The 18,153-nt window shown below is 50.2% G+C and carries 15 protein-coding genes; 6 read left to right on the top strand and 9 right to left on the bottom strand.

Annotated features, from left to right (window positions below):
* Positions 1–186: 186 nt before the first annotated feature.
* From LPB400_RS08145 to LPB400_RS08130, 4 genes are all read right to left on the bottom strand, one after another.
* Positions 187–1,194, bottom strand: coding sequence for an IS5 family transposase (locus tag LPB400_RS08145; RefSeq protein ID WP_219088675.1), 1,008 nt, complete (start codon positions 1,192–1,194; stop codon positions 187–189).
* A 207-nt stretch (positions 1,195–1,401) separates the two neighbouring features.
* Positions 1,402–4,236 carry a lactoferrin/transferrin family TonB-dependent receptor gene (locus LPB400_RS08140; RefSeq protein WP_219088673.1) on the bottom strand — a complete coding sequence of 945 codons (2,835 nt, stop codon included), beginning with the start codon at positions 4,234–4,236 and terminating at the stop codon, positions 1,402–1,404.
* Positions 4,233–6,317, bottom strand: a complete 2,085-nt coding sequence (locus LPB400_RS08135; RefSeq protein WP_049328591.1) for a transferrin-binding protein-like solute binding protein — start codon at positions 6,315–6,317, stop codon at positions 4,233–4,235. The genes LPB400_RS08140 and LPB400_RS08135 overlap by 4 nt, the downstream gene beginning before the upstream one ends.
* A gap of 216 nt (positions 6,318–6,533) precedes the next feature.
* Entirely contained in the window at positions 6,534–7,541 is a 1,008-nt protein-coding gene (locus LPB400_RS08130) for an IS5 family transposase (RefSeq protein ID WP_219088560.1), read from the bottom strand.
* Between the two features lie 217 nt (positions 7,542–7,758).
* Here LPB400_RS08130 and LPB400_RS08125 point away from each other — a divergent pair, with 217 nt between their 5' ends.
* A complete protein-coding gene (locus LPB400_RS08125) occupies positions 7,759–9,087 on the top strand; it encodes an anaerobic C4-dicarboxylate transporter family protein (protein WP_219089724.1) in 1,329 nt (442 codons plus the stop codon).
* A 69-nt stretch (positions 9,088–9,156) separates the two neighbouring features.
* Here the strand turns inward: LPB400_RS08125 and LPB400_RS08120 are convergent, their stop codons facing one another.
* Positions 9,157–9,582, bottom strand: a complete 426-nt coding sequence (locus LPB400_RS08120; protein WP_219088671.1) for a DUF4124 domain-containing protein — start codon at positions 9,580–9,582, stop codon at positions 9,157–9,159.
* Between the two features lie 189 nt (positions 9,583–9,771).
* On the opposite strand from LPB400_RS08120, the gene guaB reads away from it, so the two are divergent.
* Both guaB and waaF read left to right on the top strand, forming a co-directional pair.
* Complete coding sequence (gene guaB / locus LPB400_RS08115) at positions 9,772–11,235, top strand: IMP dehydrogenase (RefSeq protein WP_036490563.1); 1,464 nt, start codon at positions 9,772–9,774, stop codon at positions 11,233–11,235.
* A 284-nt stretch (positions 11,236–11,519) separates the two neighbouring features.
* Complete coding sequence (gene waaF / locus LPB400_RS08110) at positions 11,520–12,539, top strand: lipopolysaccharide heptosyltransferase II (RefSeq protein ID WP_219088669.1); 1,020 nt, start codon at positions 11,520–11,522, stop codon at positions 12,537–12,539.
* 142 nt (positions 12,540–12,681) lie between these two features.
* Here waaF and LPB400_RS08105 read toward each other — a convergent pair whose 3' ends face one another.
* The 3 genes from LPB400_RS08105 to LPB400_RS08095 all read right to left on the bottom strand — a co-directional run bounded on the left by LPB400_RS08105 (position 12,682) and on the right by LPB400_RS08095 (position 15,053).
* Entirely contained in the window at positions 12,682–13,656 is a 975-nt protein-coding gene (locus LPB400_RS08105) for a class 1 fructose-bisphosphatase (RefSeq protein WP_070822288.1), read from the bottom strand.
* Positions 13,657–13,723: 67 nt separating this feature from the next.
* Positions 13,724–14,077, bottom strand: coding sequence for a hypothetical protein (locus LPB400_RS08100; RefSeq protein WP_049348696.1), 354 nt, complete (start codon positions 14,075–14,077; stop codon positions 13,724–13,726).
* Positions 14,078–14,207: 130 nt separating this feature from the next.
* Positions 14,208–15,053 (bottom strand): 23S rRNA (adenine(2030)-N(6))-methyltransferase RlmJ, encoded by an 846-nt coding sequence (locus LPB400_RS08095; protein WP_219088667.1) that lies wholly within the window; start codon positions 15,051–15,053, stop codon positions 14,208–14,210.
* 125 nt (positions 15,054–15,178) lie between these two features.
* On the opposite strand from LPB400_RS08095, the gene LPB400_RS08090 reads away from it, so the two are divergent.
* Positions 15,179–15,793, top strand: a complete 615-nt coding sequence (locus LPB400_RS08090) for a riboflavin synthase subunit alpha (protein WP_219088665.1) — start codon at positions 15,179–15,181, stop codon at positions 15,791–15,793.
* A 15-nt stretch (positions 15,794–15,808) separates the two neighbouring features.
* Complete coding sequence (locus tag LPB400_RS08085; protein ID WP_049348700.1) at positions 15,809–16,675, top strand: ATP-binding protein; 867 nt, start codon at positions 15,809–15,811, stop codon at positions 16,673–16,675.
* A gap of 65 nt (positions 16,676–16,740) precedes the next feature.
* Here LPB400_RS08085 and LPB400_RS08080 read toward each other — a convergent pair whose 3' ends face one another.
* Complete coding sequence (locus LPB400_RS08080; protein ID WP_036490577.1) at positions 16,741–17,169, bottom strand: Spy/CpxP family protein refolding chaperone; 429 nt, start codon at positions 17,167–17,169, stop codon at positions 16,741–16,743.
* A gap of 277 nt (positions 17,170–17,446) precedes the next feature.
* On the opposite strand from LPB400_RS08080, the gene rpe reads away from it, so the two are divergent.
* Entirely contained in the window at positions 17,447–18,127 is a 681-nt protein-coding gene (rpe, locus tag LPB400_RS08075; protein ID WP_219088663.1) for a ribulose-phosphate 3-epimerase, read from the top strand.
* The last annotated feature ends 26 nt before the right edge of the window (positions 18,128–18,153 follow it).

Here is an 18,153-nt window from a genome sequence, read left to right as displayed (position 1 = left end):
AAAAAATCAGACGGCCTTTTTTGTGCTTTTAATGAGTCTGAGACCTTTGCAAAATTCCTTTCCCCCAACAGCCGAAACCTAAACACAGGTTTTCGGCTGTTTTTGTTTCGAATATCCACTGATTTTACCCAAATATCCCCTTAATTCCCCTTGGATACCTGATTAATCAGGCATCCGGGCCGCCTTTTAAGCAACAACAGGCACATTTAGCCTGTTAGCCGCTTTCAACAGGTTCAAACACATCGCCTTCAGATGGCTTTGCGCACTTACTTTGAGCAGACCGAAATAGGCTGCCCGGGCATAGCGGAATTTACGGTGCAGTGTACCGAAGCTTTGTTCGACCACATAACGGGTCTTCGACAAATATCGGTTACGTTTGGTTTGCGCTTCCGACAGCGGACGATTACGGTGTGCTTTGCGCATAATGCCGTCCTGCAGCCGATGCTCTTTCAGATGTTGCCGGTTTTCCTCACTGTCATAGCCTTTGTCGGCATAGACGGTCGTACCTTTGGGCAGTCCTTCCAACAAAGGCGACAGGTGTTTGCACTCATGGGCATTGGCGGGAGTGATGTGCAGTTTCTCGATATAGCCTTCCGCATCGGTACGGGTATGTTGTTTGTAACCGAGTTTGTAGAGGCCGTTTTTCTTTATCCAACGGGCATCGCTGTCTTTACTCGGTGTGGTTTGGCTGCTGACTTGTCCTTCTTCATCAACTTCTATGGCCTGGCGCTGTTTGCTGCCGGCGGTCTGAATAATGGTGGCGTCAACGACGGCGGCGGATGCTTTCTCTACTTTTAGGCCTTTTTCAGTCAGTTGGCGGTTAATCAGTTCCAGCAGTTCGGACAGGGTGTTGTCTTGCGCCAGCCAGTTGCGGTAGCGGCATAAGGTGCTGTAATCGGGGATGCTCAACTCGTCGAAACGGCAAAACAGGTTGAAGTCGATGCGGGTGATGAGGCTGTGTTCGAGTTCGGGATCGGAGAGGCTGTGCCATTGTCCGAGCAGGACGGCTTTGAACATGGATAGCAGTGGATAGGCGGGACGACCGCGGTGGTCTCGAAGGTAACGGATTCTTTGACGGTTCAGGTACTGTTCGATCGGTTGCCAGTCAATCACTTGATCCAACTTCAATAGCGGGAAACGGTCGATGTGTTTGGCAATCATGGCTTGTGCGGTTTGCCGGAAGAAGGTACTCATGAAAAATCTCCTAAATGTCTTGGTGGTAATTTAGGGGATTTTGGGGGATTTTGTAAAGGTCTCAAACTGCCTTAGCATTGAATGTCCAGATTCCCGGAATGACGGTTTAGAAGTTACCCTAAACCTCAAAAAAAACCTGCACCTTAATCAGTTGGCGGTTTAGTCCGACTTTTGGGGTGCAGATCAAGCTTTCAGACGGTATTTCCTTTAAAACTTCATTTCAAGCGCGAGGCTGAAGTTCCTGCCCGGTGCGGCATACCTTCCATAGTTACTGTCGCCGCCGTGCCGGTTTGCCGTGCTTTCCGCAGTCTGGCGCAAGGATTCCCAAGTAACGTAGCGGTAGTTGCCGATATTGTAGATAGCCGCCCTCAAGGTCAGCCGTTTTTTCAGATTAAGATAGGCGGAAACATCTGCCGTCGACCAAGCAGACGACGCTCTTTTTGCCGAATATCGTTTTTGATCGCCTGCCAGATAAGCAAGTTCATCAGGGTTTTTCCCTTTGGAATAGGTCAGCATAATGTTTGCGCCCCATTTCCCCTCGGGCTGGTCGTATCCGAACCCCAAAACATAACGCGACGGCTGTACCGCATCCAAAGCATAGCTGCGGAGGGACAGTCCCGGCCGGTTGGATACCGATTTCGGTTTGATACGGTTGTACGCCAAAGTCGTGTACAAACCTTCGGGCAGTTTGTGATACACACCGTTCCAGTCGATTTTTCCCAAGATGTTGATGCCTTGGAGCGACATATTTTGGGCATTGTAATAATCGCGTATATCAATCTCTGTCAATTGTCCTGCCTGATTCGGCAATTTGGTTTTTTGATCGGCAACGGCAATCATATCGGTATAACGGTTGCGGAAGCTGCTGATTTCCAAAAAGCCGAAATCGCCCTTCCACTGCAAACCGATTTCGCGGTTGGCTGCCTTTTCCGATTTCAGGGCAGGACGCTGCCAGCCTTTCGGATAATCGTGATAAATGTCTATCCCGAAAAGTTCTTCGAAGGAGGGCGTTCTGAAGCCGCTGGAGGCGCGGTAAGACAAAGAAAAATGCCGGTTCGGTTTGAACACGATGCCGCTGTTCCACGAACGGTCAACATACCGCCCGCTGCGGACGAGTTCTTCCGACGTGGTAAAGTTTTGCCGGTCGTACCTGCCGCCCAAGCTGAAATCGAAATATTTGCCGATTGAAAAACGGTCGTTCAAAGAAATGTGGATATTGCTGCCGTTGATTTTTCTTGGCACGCATTTGCGGGAACGCAGGGTTTCGATGTAGCCGCAGACCGACCCTTCGACGACTTCGGGCTTACCCAAAAGATACTTGTCTCCCTTATCGGTGTAATCCGAGTATTCCGAAATCCTTGCCGCATTGTGGGAAAGCTGTTCGGGGCGGGAGATCGCTTTGGAAGCATCGTAACCGAAGCCCAAAGTCAGATGGTGTTTCGTCCATTTGTTTTTCAGCGACTTCTCAAACGAGGCATTCAAAACATTGTGCTGTTCGCGGTAGTGGAAACGGTCGCTGCTGTCGTAGGAATACGGCTTGTCTGCCGACGCGCGGCAGGATTTGTCCACGGCAGGATACACGGCGCAATTCAGCTTCAGCGTGTTGTTGTCGGTTGCCACGCCCTGTTTGTCAAACGACAACACCGCCTTGTCCGCCCAATTGTCAGAATACGCTTCGTTTTCATAACGGTACAGCAAACCCATACGGCGGCGGCGGTGATGTTCGTCTATAAATTTGGTGCGGGAATATTTCAAACCTATGCCCTTGACCCATTTTTCTTTGTTTTTATCCCACGCTTCTATATTCGGCACAAAATACAAGCCGTCGCGGAAATCGTTGCCGTCGTACACCCCGCTCTTGTCGCTAAACTTTTTCGCCTCGTCCGTACCGTAATACTGTTTTTCCGTCATATCGCGGATGTCGTAACGCTGTTTGGTATCCTCAAACACGCCGCCGACATAATGCCTGCCGCCGAAGCGGTAGCCCAGCTTGGCAAGCCACGAACCGCTGCGGTAATCCATCGGATCGGGCAATATCCTGCCGCCGCCTGTGTACGATTGGGCGGACAGGTTTTCGTGGCGCGCCTGCGCCTCCCGCACCATCGCTTCTTCTTCACTGTTTAAAGCCTGACCTTTTGAACGGCGTTCTTCCACCCAGCGGTTGAGCTGGTTTTTCAAATATTTCCCGTTGCCCGCCAATTTTGCCACAGGCTTGAGCTCACTCTCGCCCTCCGCCAGGAAATATTCCGCCTTTTTATTCGGACTCTGAATATCGTATGTCTGGCGGAACGCGTCCAAACGGTCTATGCCGTATTCCACCCCGTCCGCAATATCGCCGTGCGGGCGCGTTTCCCGCCCTTGGCGTTCGGTTCGGATTAACAGCCCTTCCCAACCGTCCTTACTGAAACCCGCGCCGAGCGACTTCATAAATTGGCGGTTTTTACTGCCGTAGGCGGTTTTTGCCTGTATCCCCCAACTTTTGCCGTCTGAAATCAGGTCTGCCGCCTCTTTGGTGCGGAGGGAGACTGCTCCGCCGAGCGCACCGCTGCCGTGATCGGAAGAACCGGCACCTTTGTCGATTTCTACCGTACCGACGTTTTCATATTCGATTTCGTTGATTGCACCGCTGCCGCCGCGTCCGCCGTATCCGCTCAATGCACCCTGCACGGTAAACGCCTGTATTTGGGCAACACCGTCGACCGAAACCGCCACACGGTTTTTATCCACGCCCCGTATCGAATAACCGCCGCTCGCGCCGTTACCTTGTTCGACGACGGCCACGCCCGGATCGTAGCGCGTCAGGTCGCGGATACCGAGTACCTGTTCTTTGTTCAACGTTTCCGACGTTTTGACGATTTTGCCCAAACCGGTCGCCTCTTTCGATCGCCGTCCCACTTTGGCGGCACGGACGGTAATCTCCTTCAATGATTGACTTTGCGCCGCATCAGATGCCGCCGTTTCGGGGTTTGCCGCATATGATGGGAAAGCGGCTGCAATGGCCAAGGCGGTCAGGGTAAGCGGGAATGTATGCCTTCTGTTCATCGTGTTGCCTCCTTGTCATCTTTCTTCGCACCAAATACCACACCGATTTTTTGTTGGGGTTCGGCAAAGCTGCCGCCCAATTCCGATGCATGAGGTCCGTAAAAGCCCCCTGTTACATGAAGGTTCTCGGCTTTAAACGGTTTGGAGGATGTTGCACCCCTGCCAAGCAGGTCGATACCTGTATCACGGGTACGTGCTGCTGCATGGAAACCGTTGTGCTCAATAATACCGTTTTCAATATAGAAGGCAGGTTCTACACCATTTTTCTCCATCAGGGTGCCGGAAAGGGACTTGTTGGCAAAGTTAACGTCGAATTCGGCTTTTGCCGCTTTATCCGCATGGTTATCCCATTGGATCGGCGCGCCGATACGGGCTTCCCATGAACCTCTATAGTGGACATTCCCAATTTTGGGGATGTCTGCCTCGGAAGTGCGGATACCTTTTATGAAAAGGTCGATATTCCTGTATGCAGAAGCGGGTTGGACAGGTGATTTTCCATCCGTGCCTACGCTTTCCGCGTTGTTTCCTTCATTTTTTCCTGCTGTATTTGCTTCCCCGTTATCTTCCTCTGCCGGCAACTCGGAAGAAGCATGACCGTCATCGGTATCATTTTCCAAACCGTCTTCACCGTCTTCAGGCTCTAAACTTTCATTTTCATCATCAGGTCCCGCGCCTTCATGATCGGAATCTTCGTCCTCTGTTGCAGTCGGTTTGACGACGGGACGGTCGGTTTGCATCCGTCCGATTTTCACATAGTTCAGAAAATCGCAGCAGGTTCGGATTGTCGTTTTCCTGCCGTCGGCAAGAACGATGGTTTGAGTATCTTTGACCAAGGAGATTTCACGCCCTTCGACAAGGAGTTTGTCAGGATGGGCAAAGTCGGGCATAGGCTCGGCAATAAACGGACGTGCCTTAGGATCGGCAGCTTCGTCGGCGGCAATTTTCAGCGAATCCAAGATTTTGGTATGCGTTTCAGACGGCACGGAGCTATTTTGTTTGCCTGCGAATACGCCGAATACGCTTTTGTCGTTGCTGATAAACCGTCCGGCAAGCTCTTCTCCGTTATCGCCGAAAAAACCGCCCTCAAGCCGCTGATCGGCATCGGCATGGAAAAACAAATGCTCCTTACCGGCATGTTTTTCCGCTAAATCAGGATTGACCTTGGCACTGCCGATAAAGCGGTTGCCGTCCAATTTTGCAGTAATGTTGTAAATGATCAGCGGCTTTTTAGGTTCATCTGGATTATTCTTATTTTGCACATACTGATTTTTAATCAACTTACCTTCCAGGTTTTTTTTGTCGAAATTAACCGTATATTCGGCAGGATGTTTTTCCCTGTCGTCGGCATCCCTAGCCGCATAAGAAGTTGCACCAATATTATTACCATAATATGTGTTATAACCCAAATTCTCACTGGCAACCGCCTGACCTGTCCGATGACGTTTGGCATCGGTCATATATTGCCAGTTACCGGAATATTTCACCGTTCCCGCGCTCGGTAAAGATTGGGAGGGATGTTCTCCGGAATAATATACAAACCCGTCATAACCAAACCGGTGGGTAAACCGCTTACCACCTGAGTTCTGTTTGATTTCGTCTTCTCCTGTTTGAGTATAAACATATCCGGCCCGGACATATTTATATTGATACACAGCATCTTTTGAATCGGACGTGTAGATTTGTGCATTAGGATGCCGTCCTTTGATTTCCTTTTTAAGTTTGTCGACCTGTTCTTGCGGCGTACCGTCTAAAAACAGGATATCCTCCTCTTTAAGCGGCAGATACTCCTCTGCCTGATGCTTATCGGGAATTTCCGTACCGTCTTTGTTATAAAAAGCAATATTCCGCCTTGGCAACCGCATTGCCGCACCGACGGCGGGCTGGTTGACCGGCGTGGTTTCTATAGAAGGTTTGGCAGGAGCCGGAGCAGGAATATCCTCAGGCTTGGAAGGTTTGGAATCTGACGGGGTTTGCGCGGTCGGCGTTGATTCGACAACAGGCTGCACGCCGAAATTGCCGCCGATACAAGATGCCAAAAGTAAGGGCAACAAGACAATGCCGCCATAATTCGGTTTACACATCCCTACTTTTCCTCTATTTGATTAATAATAATTATCATTATATTAATATGCACAGATAATATCAACCCGAGACCTTGGCAAAAAAGCCCTTCCCACAACAGTCGAAACCCCAACACAGGTTTTCGGCTGTTTCCGCCACCAATCACTCCCTAACTCTACCCAAATACCCCCTTAATCCTCCCCGGACACCCGATAATCAGGCATCCGGGCCGCCTTTTAGGCGGCAACAGACACACTTAGCCTGTTAGCCGCCTTCAACAGGTTTAGACACATCGCCTTCAGATGGCTTTGCGCACTCACTTTAATCAGCCCGAAATAGGCTGCCCGGGCATAGCGGAACTTACGGTGCAGTGTACCGAAGCTTTGTTCGACCACATAACGGGTCTTCGACAAATATCGGTTACGTTTGGTTTGCGCTTCCGACAGCGGACGATTACGGTGTGCTTTGCGCATAATGCCGTCCTGCAGCCGATGCTCTTTCAGATGTTGCCGGTTTTCCTCACTGTCATAGCCTTTGTCGGCATAGACGGTCGTACCTTTGGGCAGTCCTTCCAACAAAGGCGACAGGTGTTTGCACTCATGGGCATTGGCGGGAGTGATGTGCAGTTTCTCGATATAGCCTTCCGCATCGGTACGGGTATGTTGTTTGTAACCGAGTTTGTAGAGGCCGTTTTTCTTTATCCAACGGGCATCGCTGTCTTTACTCGGTGTGGTTTGGCTGCTGACTTGTCCTTCTTCATCAACTTCTATGGCCTGGCGCTGTTTGCTGCCGGCGGTCTGAATAATGGTGGCGTCAACGACGGCGGCGGATGCTTTCTCTACTTTTAGGCCTTTTTCAGTCAGTTGGCGGTTAATCAGTTCCAGCAGTTCGGACAGGGTGTTGTCTTGCGCCAGCCAGTTGCGGTAGCGGCATAAGGTGCTGTAATCGGGGATGCTCAACTCGTCGAAACGGCAAAACAGGTTGAAGTCGATGCGGGTGATGAGGCTGTGTTCGAGTTCGGGATCGGAGAGGCTGTGCCATTGTCCGAGCAGGACGGCTTTGAACATGGACAACAGGGGATAGGCGGGACGGCCGCGGTGGTCTCGAAGGTAACGGGTTCTTTGACGATTCAGGTATTGTTCGATCGGTTTCCAATCAATCAGCTGATCCAACTTCAATAGTGGGAAACGGTCGATGTGTTTGGCAATCATGGCTTGTGCGGTTTGCTGGAAGAAGGTGCTCATGAGAAATCCCCTAAATGTCTTGGTGGGAATTTAGGGGATTTTGGGGAATTTTGCAAAGGTCTCAGTCTATTGGTTAAATGAGAATATTATTTATTTAATGTAGATCGGTATGTATAATTAGGTAAAGTATGGTTAGGGAAGAGGGTTTACTCTATAATCCAACCGTTTGTAATTTTATTTCGGCTAAGGCCGGATTTTGGGAGTTGTGATGTCAACTATGTTTTTTATTCAGTTTGCCATTGTGCTGCTGTGTATCCTGATTGGTGCGCAGGTTGGCGGTATTGGTTTGGGTGTGCTCGGCGGTATCGGCTTGGCCGTATTGTCTTTTGGTTTTCATCTTCAACCGACCAGCCCGCCGATTGATGTGATGCTGATGATTATGGCGGTAGTGTCTGCCGCAGCGGCCATGCAGGCCAGCGGCGGTTTGGACTATATGATTAAGATTGCCACGCGCGTGTTGCACCGCAATCCGAAATACATCACCTTTATCGCGCCGGCGGTGACTTATACCTTTACCGTGTTGGCAGGTACGGGCCATGTGGCTTACTCGGTCTTGCCCGTGATTGCCGAAGTCAGCCGTCGCAATGGCATCCGTCCTTCCCGTCCGCTGACGATGGCGGTTATCGCTTCCCAATTTGCGATTGTCGCCAGCCCGATTGCCGCCGCCGTTGTTGCCTGCGTCACCATGCTTGAGCCGCAACACATCACGATGGCGGACGTGTTGAAAGTTACCGTTCCGTCCACGATTTTGGGTATCGGTTTGGCTTGCGTGTTTGTAAACAAACTGGGCAAAGAGTTGAAAGACGATCCGCATTATCAGGCTTTGCTGAAAGACCCGAACTATGTGAAAGAATACATCGATGTGGAGGAACAACAAACCGATGTTGCCATTTCGCCGAAAGCCAAATTGTCGGTCGGTATTTTCTTGACTGCGGCATTGCTGGTGGTCGTGATGGGTGCGCTGCCTGAGTTGCGTCCGGCTTTTGAACACGATGGCGCGATCAAGCCTATGGGCATGGCGCATACGATTGAAATCGTGATGTTGTCTGCTTCTGCGCTGATTATCTTGGCGTGTAAACCCAATGGCGATGCGATTACCCGAGGTTCGGTATTCCATGCCGGTATGCGTGCCGTGATTGCGGTGTTTGGCGTGGCTTGGTTGGGCGATACCTTGATGAACGGCCACTTAACAGAAGTAGAATCGACCGTCAGTCATTTGGTTGAATCTGCACCATGGACCTTTGCCTTTGCCTTGTTTATCTTGTCGGTATTGGTCAACAGCCAAGGCGCGACAGTGGCAACGCTGTTCCCAATCGCTATCAAACTGGGTATTCCTGCGCCCATCATTATTGGCACATTTGTCGCGGTAAACGGCTATTTCTTCATTCCAAACTACGGTCCGATTATTGCCGCTATCGACTTCGATACAACCGGCTCAACCAAAATCGGCAAATTCATCTTCAACCACAGCTTCATGATTCCGGGCTTGTTGAGTATGGCATTTAGTCTAGTTTTCGGTTTGTTGTTGGTTCAACTGTATTATTGATGGACTGAACAATGAAGGCCGTCTGAAATTAAATTTCAGACGGCCTTTTTGATATTGTTATTTAGCAGGTTAATTGCAGTATTTATTGACGTCGTTTTGGTATTGCTTAATCAGGCTGTCGCGATTGGCCAAGCGTGCGCTTTCGGCGACTTGGCGGTTGATTTTGGCGATTTTGCAGTTTTCCAGCTTGTTTTGGTGGTTTTGCTCTTCGATTTTTTTATTGCGTTCTTCGATTTGTTTGTTTTGTTCCGCGACCTGTTCGTTGGGCTGCTCGGCAACCGGTTCAGATGCCGCAACAGCAGGTGCAACGGCAGGTTTAACGTTGTGCGTGCGGATGTTGACCACGCCGGAACGCTTCGGTTGCAGGCGGTTTGGCGTATCGGAATAGCTGTTGCCCGATGAGCCTTTCCAAGTGTAAACCTCGGCCGCGTCGGTCAGGGCGGCGGAAGAGAGAAGGGCTGCTATCAGACAGGTTTTGAGTACGGAAGATTTCATGGGTTTCCCTTATGTAAATGATGTTCTCATGCGGCTTATTTTACTTGAAACTGCAATGCGTTGGCATATTTTTGTACGCTAGATCAAATCATGTAAAAAAATAACGTTAAAACATGTATTGCCAATGTTAGCATCAAGCCGGTGTGATATAATGCCGTGCATCTTGCACAAACTGAAAGACCGAGCATCATGCGTATTGTAGAAAAAGCCTATACTTTCGACGACGTTTTGTTGGTTCCAGCGCACTCAAACGTGCTGCCTCGAGATGTCAAACTTCAAACCAAACTCACCCGCGATATCACGCTTAACCTCCCCCTACTTTCTGCTGCAATGGATACCGTTACCGAAGCGCGTCTGGCCATCTCTATGGCTCAAGAAGGCGGCATCGGCATTATCCATAAAAACATGACGCCGGAGTTGCAAGCGCGTGCCGTTTCCAAAGTGAAGCGCCATGAGAGCGGCGTGGTGAAAGATCCCGTTACCGTTGCGCCGACCGCATTGATCCGCGACGTATTGGAAATGCGCGCACAACGCAAACGCAAAATGTCCGGTCTGCCTGTTGTTGAAAACGGCAAAGTGGTCGGTATCGTGACCAACCGCGACCTGCGTTTTGAAAACCGTGTCGATCTGCCGGTTTCTGCCATCATGACCCCCCGCGACCGTTTGGTTACCGTTCCTGAAGGTACCAGCATCGATGAAGCACGCGAAATCATGCATGCGCACAAAGTAGAGCGCGTTTTGGTATTGAACGACCAAGACGAACTCAAAGGTCTGATTACCGTTAAAGATATTCTGAAAACAACCGAATTCCCTAATGCCAGCAAAGATGCCGAAGGCCGTCTGCGCGTCGGTGCTGCGGTAGGTACCGGCGGCGATACCGAAGAGCGCGTCAAAGCATTGGTAGAAGCCGGTGTGGACGTGATTGTAGTCGATACTGCCCACGGCCATAGCCAAGGTGTTATCGATCGCGTGCGCTGGGTCAAAGAAACTTACCCGCACATCCAAGTCATCGGCGGCAATATCGCGACTGCCCAAGCAGCTTTGGATTTGGTGGCCGCCGGTGCGGATGCCGTTAAAGTCGGTATCGGCCCGGGCTCGATTTGTACGACCCGTATCGTAGCAGGCGTGGGCGTGCCTCAGCTGACTGCGATTCACAATGTTTCCGAAGCCTTGAAAGGTACAGGCGTTCCCCTGATTGCCGACGGCGGTATCCGCTTCTCCGGCGATATTGCCAAAGCTCTGGCAGCAGGTGCATACAGCGTCATGCTCGGCGGTATGTTTGCCGGTACGGAAGAAGCACCGGGCGAAATCGAACTCTACCAAGGCCGCTCTTACAAGTCTTACCGCGGTATGGGTTCGTTGGGTGCGATGAGCCAAGGTTCTGCCGACCGCTACTTCCAAGATAAAACCGACAGCACAGACAAATATGTTCCTGAAGGTATCGAAGGTCGCGTTCCTTACAAAGGCCCGATTGTGAACATCATCCACCAGCTGACCGGCGGTCTGCGCTCCAGCATGGGTTATTTGGGTTGCGCCAATATTGCTGAAATGCACGAGAAAGCAGAATTTGTGGAAATCACTTCTGCCGGTATGAGCGAATCCCACGTTCACGACGTACAAATCACCAAAGAAGCGCCTAACTACCATCGTTAAACCACTATAAAAAGGTCGTCTGAAAATATTTCAGACGGCCTTTCTGTTTTTATAAGGTTTTAAAAATGAAGCAGATATTGTTTGCTGCCGTTATGCTTAGTATTTGGGGCGTGGTATTTGCAGAATAATTGGGGAGACAAACACTTCACGCGCTCAAACCAGAGTGCATCTGTTGAAATAACATGTATCAACTAGTACGTTCTGATCAGGGCGATTAAACCGAGTTTCAGACGGCCTTTTAAAAATCGTATTACAATAAGCCAAAATTAAAAACACATTCCATTATGTCCAAAAAAATCCTGATTATTACCCCAAGCTGGATTGGCGACTGCGTCATGACCCAACCGCTTTATCGCCGTTTGCATGAGCTGCATCCCGGCTGCACCATTGATGCTTTTGCGCCCAAATGGTCGATGGCTGTATTTGAGCGTATGCCTGAAATCAACCGTGTGATGGAAAACCCGTTTGGACATGGTGCGTTGGAATTGAAAAAACGTTGGCGTATCGGGCGTGAATTGGGAAAAGAAGGCTATGATCAAGTGATTGTTTTGCCCGGTTCGCTCAAATCCGCCATTATTGCCTTGGCTACGGGTATTAAACAGCGTACGGGCTACGTCGGCGAGTCGCGCTATTTTTTGCTGAACGATATCCGCAAGTTGGATAAGACTGCGTTGCCCCTGATGGTCGACCGCTATACTGCGCTGGCGTATCCGACCCAAGCGGATTTTAACGGGCATTCTGATAATCCGTGTTTTAAGATTGATCCCGAAAGCCGTCAAGCCGCTTTGGCAAAACATGGTTTAACGACGGATAAACCGATTTTGGCATTTTGTCCCGGTGCGGAATATGGCCCGGCCAAGCGTTGGCCTGCGCGTCATTTTGCCGAACTGGGCCGCCGCTATTTGGCTAAGGGTTGGCAGGTTTGGCTGTTTGGTTCGCAAAAAGATTTCGATATTGCAGATGAAATCAACCGGCTTTCAGACGGCCTGTGTACCAATCTTTGCGGCAAAACCAATCTTTCGGAGGCGATTGATTTGTTGTCTTGCGCCGATACAGTTGTGTGTAACGACAGCGGTCTGATGCACCTTGCGGCTGCGCTTGATCGGAAATTGGTTGCGGTTTACGGCTCATCCAGCCCTGACCATACGCCACCTCTAAGCCAAAAGGCAAAAATCGTCAGCTTGAATTTGGATTGCTCGCCTTGTTTCAAACGCGAATGTCCGTTGGGGCATACGGATTGTTTGAACAAACTGACACCGGATATAGTGCAAAAAGCGGCGGAAGAGCTGGCTCGTTCGGCTTAATCCAATAAAGGTTATATGGAAAGCAGCAAAGGGCAGATTTGAGTCTGCCTTTTGATTTTTTGTTTCTTTTATTTTTTAACCAAAGGCCGTCTGAAAATCATATTTCAGACGGCCTTTTTTGGTTTGAAATCAATACATCTGATTATTTTTGATGCAGATTGTAAACGTATTCGACTTCTTCGCGGCTGCCCATGAATACGGCAACACGTTGGTGCAGGCCGGTAGGTTGGATGTCGAGCATGGCTTCGATGGCGTTGTTTGATGCGCCGCCGGCTTGTTCCATAATCAGGCTCATCGGGTTGGCTTCGTACATCAGGCGCAGTTTGCCCGGTTTGGATGGATCGCGTTTGTCTTGCGGATACATGAATACGCCGCCGCGCATCAGGATGCGGTGGATTTCGGCAACCATGCTGGCAACCCAGCGCATATTGTAGTTTTTGCCGCGTACGCCGGTTTCGCCTGCCAGCAATTCGTCAATGTATTGTTGAACAGGGGCGAACCAATGTCTTTGGTTGGACATATTGATGGCGAATTCTTTAGTGGATTCGGGAACGCGCGGATTTTCTTTGGTCAGCAGGAATTGGTTGGCATCGTCCAAAGTGAAGACGAATACGCCGTGACCGACAGTCAGTACCAGTTGAGTTTGTGGACCGTATAAAACATAACCTGCAGCCACTTGGTCGCGGCCTTTTTGCAGGAAGGATTCGGTAGTCAATGCGCCTTCAGGTTTGGCCAAGACGGAGAAAATGGTGCCGACGGAGATGTTGACGTCGATATTGGAAGAGCCGTCCAACGGGTCAAACAATACCAAATAGCCGCCGTTTTCGTGCGTGGCGACATAGGTGTCTTCTTCTTCGCTGGCAAGGCCTGCGATGTTGGCATTGGCTTTTAAAACATCAATCATGATGTTGTTGGCGATGACGTCCAGTTTCTTTTGGTCTTCGCCTTGGATGTTGCCGGTACCGGCCATGCCTAAAACGCCGGAAAGCGCGCCGAGGCGGACTTTGGCGTTGATGTCCAAACAGGCGGCGGCTACGGATTCCAGTACGCCGGCCAGCTCTTGCGGCAGTTTGTGTTCGGGCAGGTGTTGGGCTAAGAATTGGTTCAATGTCTTCATGGTTTCACTCTTTTCCTAAGTTTGAATCGAATATTTTTCAATTTCAGGCCGTCTGAAAACGGCGTGTTTATTTGGTTTTGCTGTCGGCCATGCCTAAAACTTCTTTAGTGCAGGCGATGCTGGTGTCTTTGATGCGTTTTTTCAGCTCGTCGCTCATGGTGTTGCTGCCGCCCAAAAGCGAGGTTGCTTCTTCAGGATTGATTTGGTCGACTGTTTTTTCGCCGATACAGCGGCAGATTTTTTCAGTGGTCGCGGAATCAAACGGGCTTTTTCCGGAGGCTTTTTCTACGCAGGCTTCGGTTGCCGAGCGGACAAATTCGGTGCGGAAACTTTGGGTAAATCCTTCTTTAAATTCGTTTTTTGCTGATTCGCTGCACGCGCAAAGCAGGAGCGTACAGGCTAGGGGTGTGCGTATATTCATGAGTGGACGGCCGTTAATTGTTATGTTGTGAATTGTAGTGGAAAAAGGCTTAAGTATAAAGGGTTAAGGCCGTCTGAACAGGTATGGAGAAAAAATTGAAGCACTTGGGTATACGTTCAAACGGCAGCGTTTATTTCGTTTTGCTTTCCAATACATAATGCGCGCCGGCATCTTGCGCCAGAATTTTGGAAAGCTCGGGCAGATTGTTTTGCAACTGTTCGGCAAGCATATAGGGCGGGTTGATGATGAACATGCCGCTGCCGTGCATGCCGAAGCCGTCGCTGCGCGGCGTATGGACATGAAGCTCGGCGTGCAGATAATTGTCGGGCGTGATTTTTTTGAGTTCGTCCGGCAGTTTGCGGCTTTCTTCGCGGCTCAAGCAGGGATACCAAACCATGTAGCAGCCGGTTTCAAAGCGTTTTAAAGCATCTTTCAGGACTTGGATGACACGGCGGTAGTCTTGTTTTTCTTCGTAGGGCGGATCAATCAAGACGGCGGCGCGGCGTGGAGGGGGAGGCAAGAGTGAAATCAGGCCTTGATAACCGTCCGCTTGGCTGACTTGCACTTTGCGCGGCGGACGGACTTCGCGCATATTGTTTTGCAAATGGACAAAATCGGCAGGGTGCAGCTCAAAGAGGCGCATTTTGTCGCTGTCGCGCGTGAGCGCCTGTGCCAGCCAAGGCGAGCCGCAGTAAAGGTTGTCTTGCGGCAGGATTTGTTTCAGACGGCCTATAAATTCGGCCAATTCGGCAGGCAGCTTGTCAGCTTGTTCCAAGAGCGCAATGCCTTGTTTGTATTCGCCGACTTTTTGTGCTTCATCGCCGCTCAAATCATACAAACCGGCACCACTGTGCGTATCGATATACCAATAAGGCTTGTCTTTGCGGTTGAAATATTCGAGGACGAGGAAGAGGGTAAAGTGCTTGAGCATATCGGCATGGTTGCCGGCATGGAAGGCGTGGCGGTAGCTGAGCATGATCGGGCGGCGGAAATAAAAATCCGATTATACCCCAAACCATCGCCACCACCGCTTTCAGACGGCCTTTGTGCCTGGAAAATGCTACAATATCCGCCTTATCGTACCATCGGAAAGAAGACATCATGTTTACAGGCATCGTACAAGGCATGGGCAAAATTACAGACATCGTCCAACCTTCGCCCAACTTTCGTACCCACATTGTCGAGCTGCCCCTCGAAATCGCCGACAATCTGCAAACCGGCGCCTCTGTCGCCAACAACGGCTGCTGCCTGACCATTACCCGAATTGACGGCAACAAAGTCAGCTTTGATTTGATGGACGAGACTTTACGTAAAACCAATCTCGGCAGCTTGAAAGTCGGCGACAGTGTCAACTTGGAACGCGCGGCGCGGTTTGGCGATGAAATCGGCGGCCATGTGATGAGCGGCCATGTGATAGCGGTTACCCGAATTTCCCGTATCGAATCCAGCGAGTTCAACCGCACCGTTTGGTTTGAGCTGCCGGAAAACCTCAAGCCCTACATCCTGACCAAAGGCTTTGTCGGTTTGGACGGTTGCAGCCTGACCATAGGCGAAGTCGGCGACAGCGAATTTTGCGTACACCTGATTCCGGAGACTTTGGAGCGCACCCTGTTTGGCAGCCGCAAAGAAGGCGACCTCATCAATATTGAAATCGATCCGCAAACCCAAGCCGTTGTCGATACCGTGATGCGTGTGTTGGCGCAAAAGGCCGTCTGAAAGAAGAAAGTAAAAATGAAATTATCCGAATTTTTAAAAAAAGCCTATTCCGTTTTAAACCGTTTGGATTTAATTCTGCCTGACGAGCCGGGAAAAACCGATTGGCAGGCACTTGCCTACCGTTGGCACAGCGTGGGCAAAAAAGGCATTTTAGAAAGCCTGCCGCGTCCGCATACGTTTCCTTTGAGCCGATTGGCGGCAGTCGGTTCGCAAACCGACAGGCTGAAACGCAATACCGAGCAATTTTTGGCAGGCCGTCCGGCCAATAATGTCTTGATGACCGGCGCACGCGGTACGGGCAAATCTTCCTTGGTTAAAGCGTTGTTGCACGAATATGCCGAGCGCGGCCTGCGACTGATTGAAGTGGACAAAAGCGATTTGATCAGCTTGCCGGCTTTGTTGACGCTGTTGTCCGAACGTCCCGAGAAATTTATCGTTTTCTGTGATGATTTGTCGTTTGAAACCGGCGATGAAACCTATAAAGCCTTGAAAACCGCTTTGGATGGCGGACTGTCGCAACGGTGCACCAATGTTTTGGTTTATGCCACTTCCAACCGCCGCCATTTAATTCCCGAATACATGGATGAAAACGGCGGTACTACGGGCACTCGCGGCGAAATCCATCAGAAGGAAGCCGTCGAGGAGAAAATCTCCCTTTCCGACCGCTTCGGCTTATGGCTGAGTTTTTATCCTTTCGACCAAAACGATTATTTGACCGCCGTAGCCAACTGGTTGGACGATTTCAATGTGCCTTTTGACGATACGGCGCGCCAAGCTGCATTGCAATGGGCGCAAATGCGCGGCAGCCGTTCAGGCCGCTCGGCATGGCAGTTTGCCTGCGACTGGGCAGGACGCTTGCCGGAAGAAAGAGTATTGGATTAAGGCTGAAAAAAGCAAAGGCCGTCTGAATATGGTTTCAGACGGCCTTTTGTATTGTTATTTATCCATTAGCGCAAGCATGAAGACAACCACTGCTGGCGTTGGCGCGGATTGAGCAGATGATAGAGGCGGTATTGGATTTCCATTTCATCCACTGCATAGTCCATGCTGGAGAGGTAGCGGCTTTCAACATAGTCGCGGGCGGCGTTTGAATCGAATGAGTCGCCGGAGAGGATTTTGATGATGGTTTGACGGCGGTTGCGGTCGGAGCGTACGGTTTTGCGGTAGGCTTTATCGTTGATTTGTTTGAAGTCGGTACGCAGGCGGCGCAGAGCGGCGTGTTGGTCGGCGGATAAATTAAGCTGTCGAATGTCGCAATTTGGATGGAAGTCGTCTAAAGTGGCCAGAAACGGACCGGCATGTGCAGGCAGGCTGGAACAGAGTAGGGCGAGTGCTAAGAAAGTAAAAGTCGGATAGCGGGAAAGTGCGACAGACACGGTGTTTTCCTAATATTTCATCAGGTTTGGAAATATAACCGATTAGCGTGTGAAAGGCAGTATCAAAGCAGTTAACTTTTGTTAATGATGTTAGATTTTTCTGCACGTGTATGTATTCAAATAATTTATTTTCAAAGCCTTACAATTTGATTTTAAGTTTCATTAATGTATGTGAAATGTAAATTCATAAAAATGACGGTAGAGACGTTGTCGGCAGCATACAACATAGGGGCAAAAATGCGATAATGACAAAGGAACACACTTTAGGAGAATAAATATGACCGACTACCGTATCGCCCCCAGTATTTTGTCTGCCGATTTTGCCCGCTTGGGCGAAGAGGTTGCCGAAGTTATCTGCGCCGGCGCGGATTTGATTCATTTTGACGTGATGGACAATCATTATGTGCCGAATCTGACTTTCGGCCCTATGGTTTGCGCGGCTTTGAAACCGTATGCAACCGTGCCGGTCGATGTGCATTTGATGGTTGAGCCGGTGGACGATTTGATTCATGCGTTTGCCAAAGCCGGTGCCAATATCATTACCTTTCATCCGGAAGCCAGCCGCCACATCGACCGCAGCTTGGGTTTGATTAAAGAATACGGCTGCCAGGCAGGCTTAGTATTGAATCCTGCCACGCCGGTCAATATTCTGGAAAACGTTTTGGACAAACTGGATATGGTGTTGCTGATGTCGGTCAACCCGGGCTTCGGCGGACAAAGCTTTATCCCGAATACACTGGTGAAAATCCGCAAAGTGCGCGAGATGTTGGACGAGTATGAACGGCAAAGCGGCCGCCATATCGCATTGGAAGTCGATGGCGGCGTGAAAACAGACAATATTGCTGAAATTGCGGCGGCGGGTGCGGATACGTTTGTCGCCGGTTCGGCGATTTTTGGCAAACCGGATTACAAAGCCGTTATCGATGAAATGCGCCAACAGTTGGCGCAAGTCGGATAACCAAGCCGGGATATTCTTAGTTTCCA

It is taken from the genome of Neisseria perflava, assembly GCF_019334725.1.
In the GTDB taxonomy this organism is placed as follows: Bacteria; Pseudomonadota; Gammaproteobacteria; order Burkholderiales; family Neisseriaceae; genus Neisseria; species Neisseria subflava_A.
The sequence above is the reverse complement of the archived record's forward strand: the minus strand, read 5'-3'. Positions and strand labels throughout refer to the sequence as shown.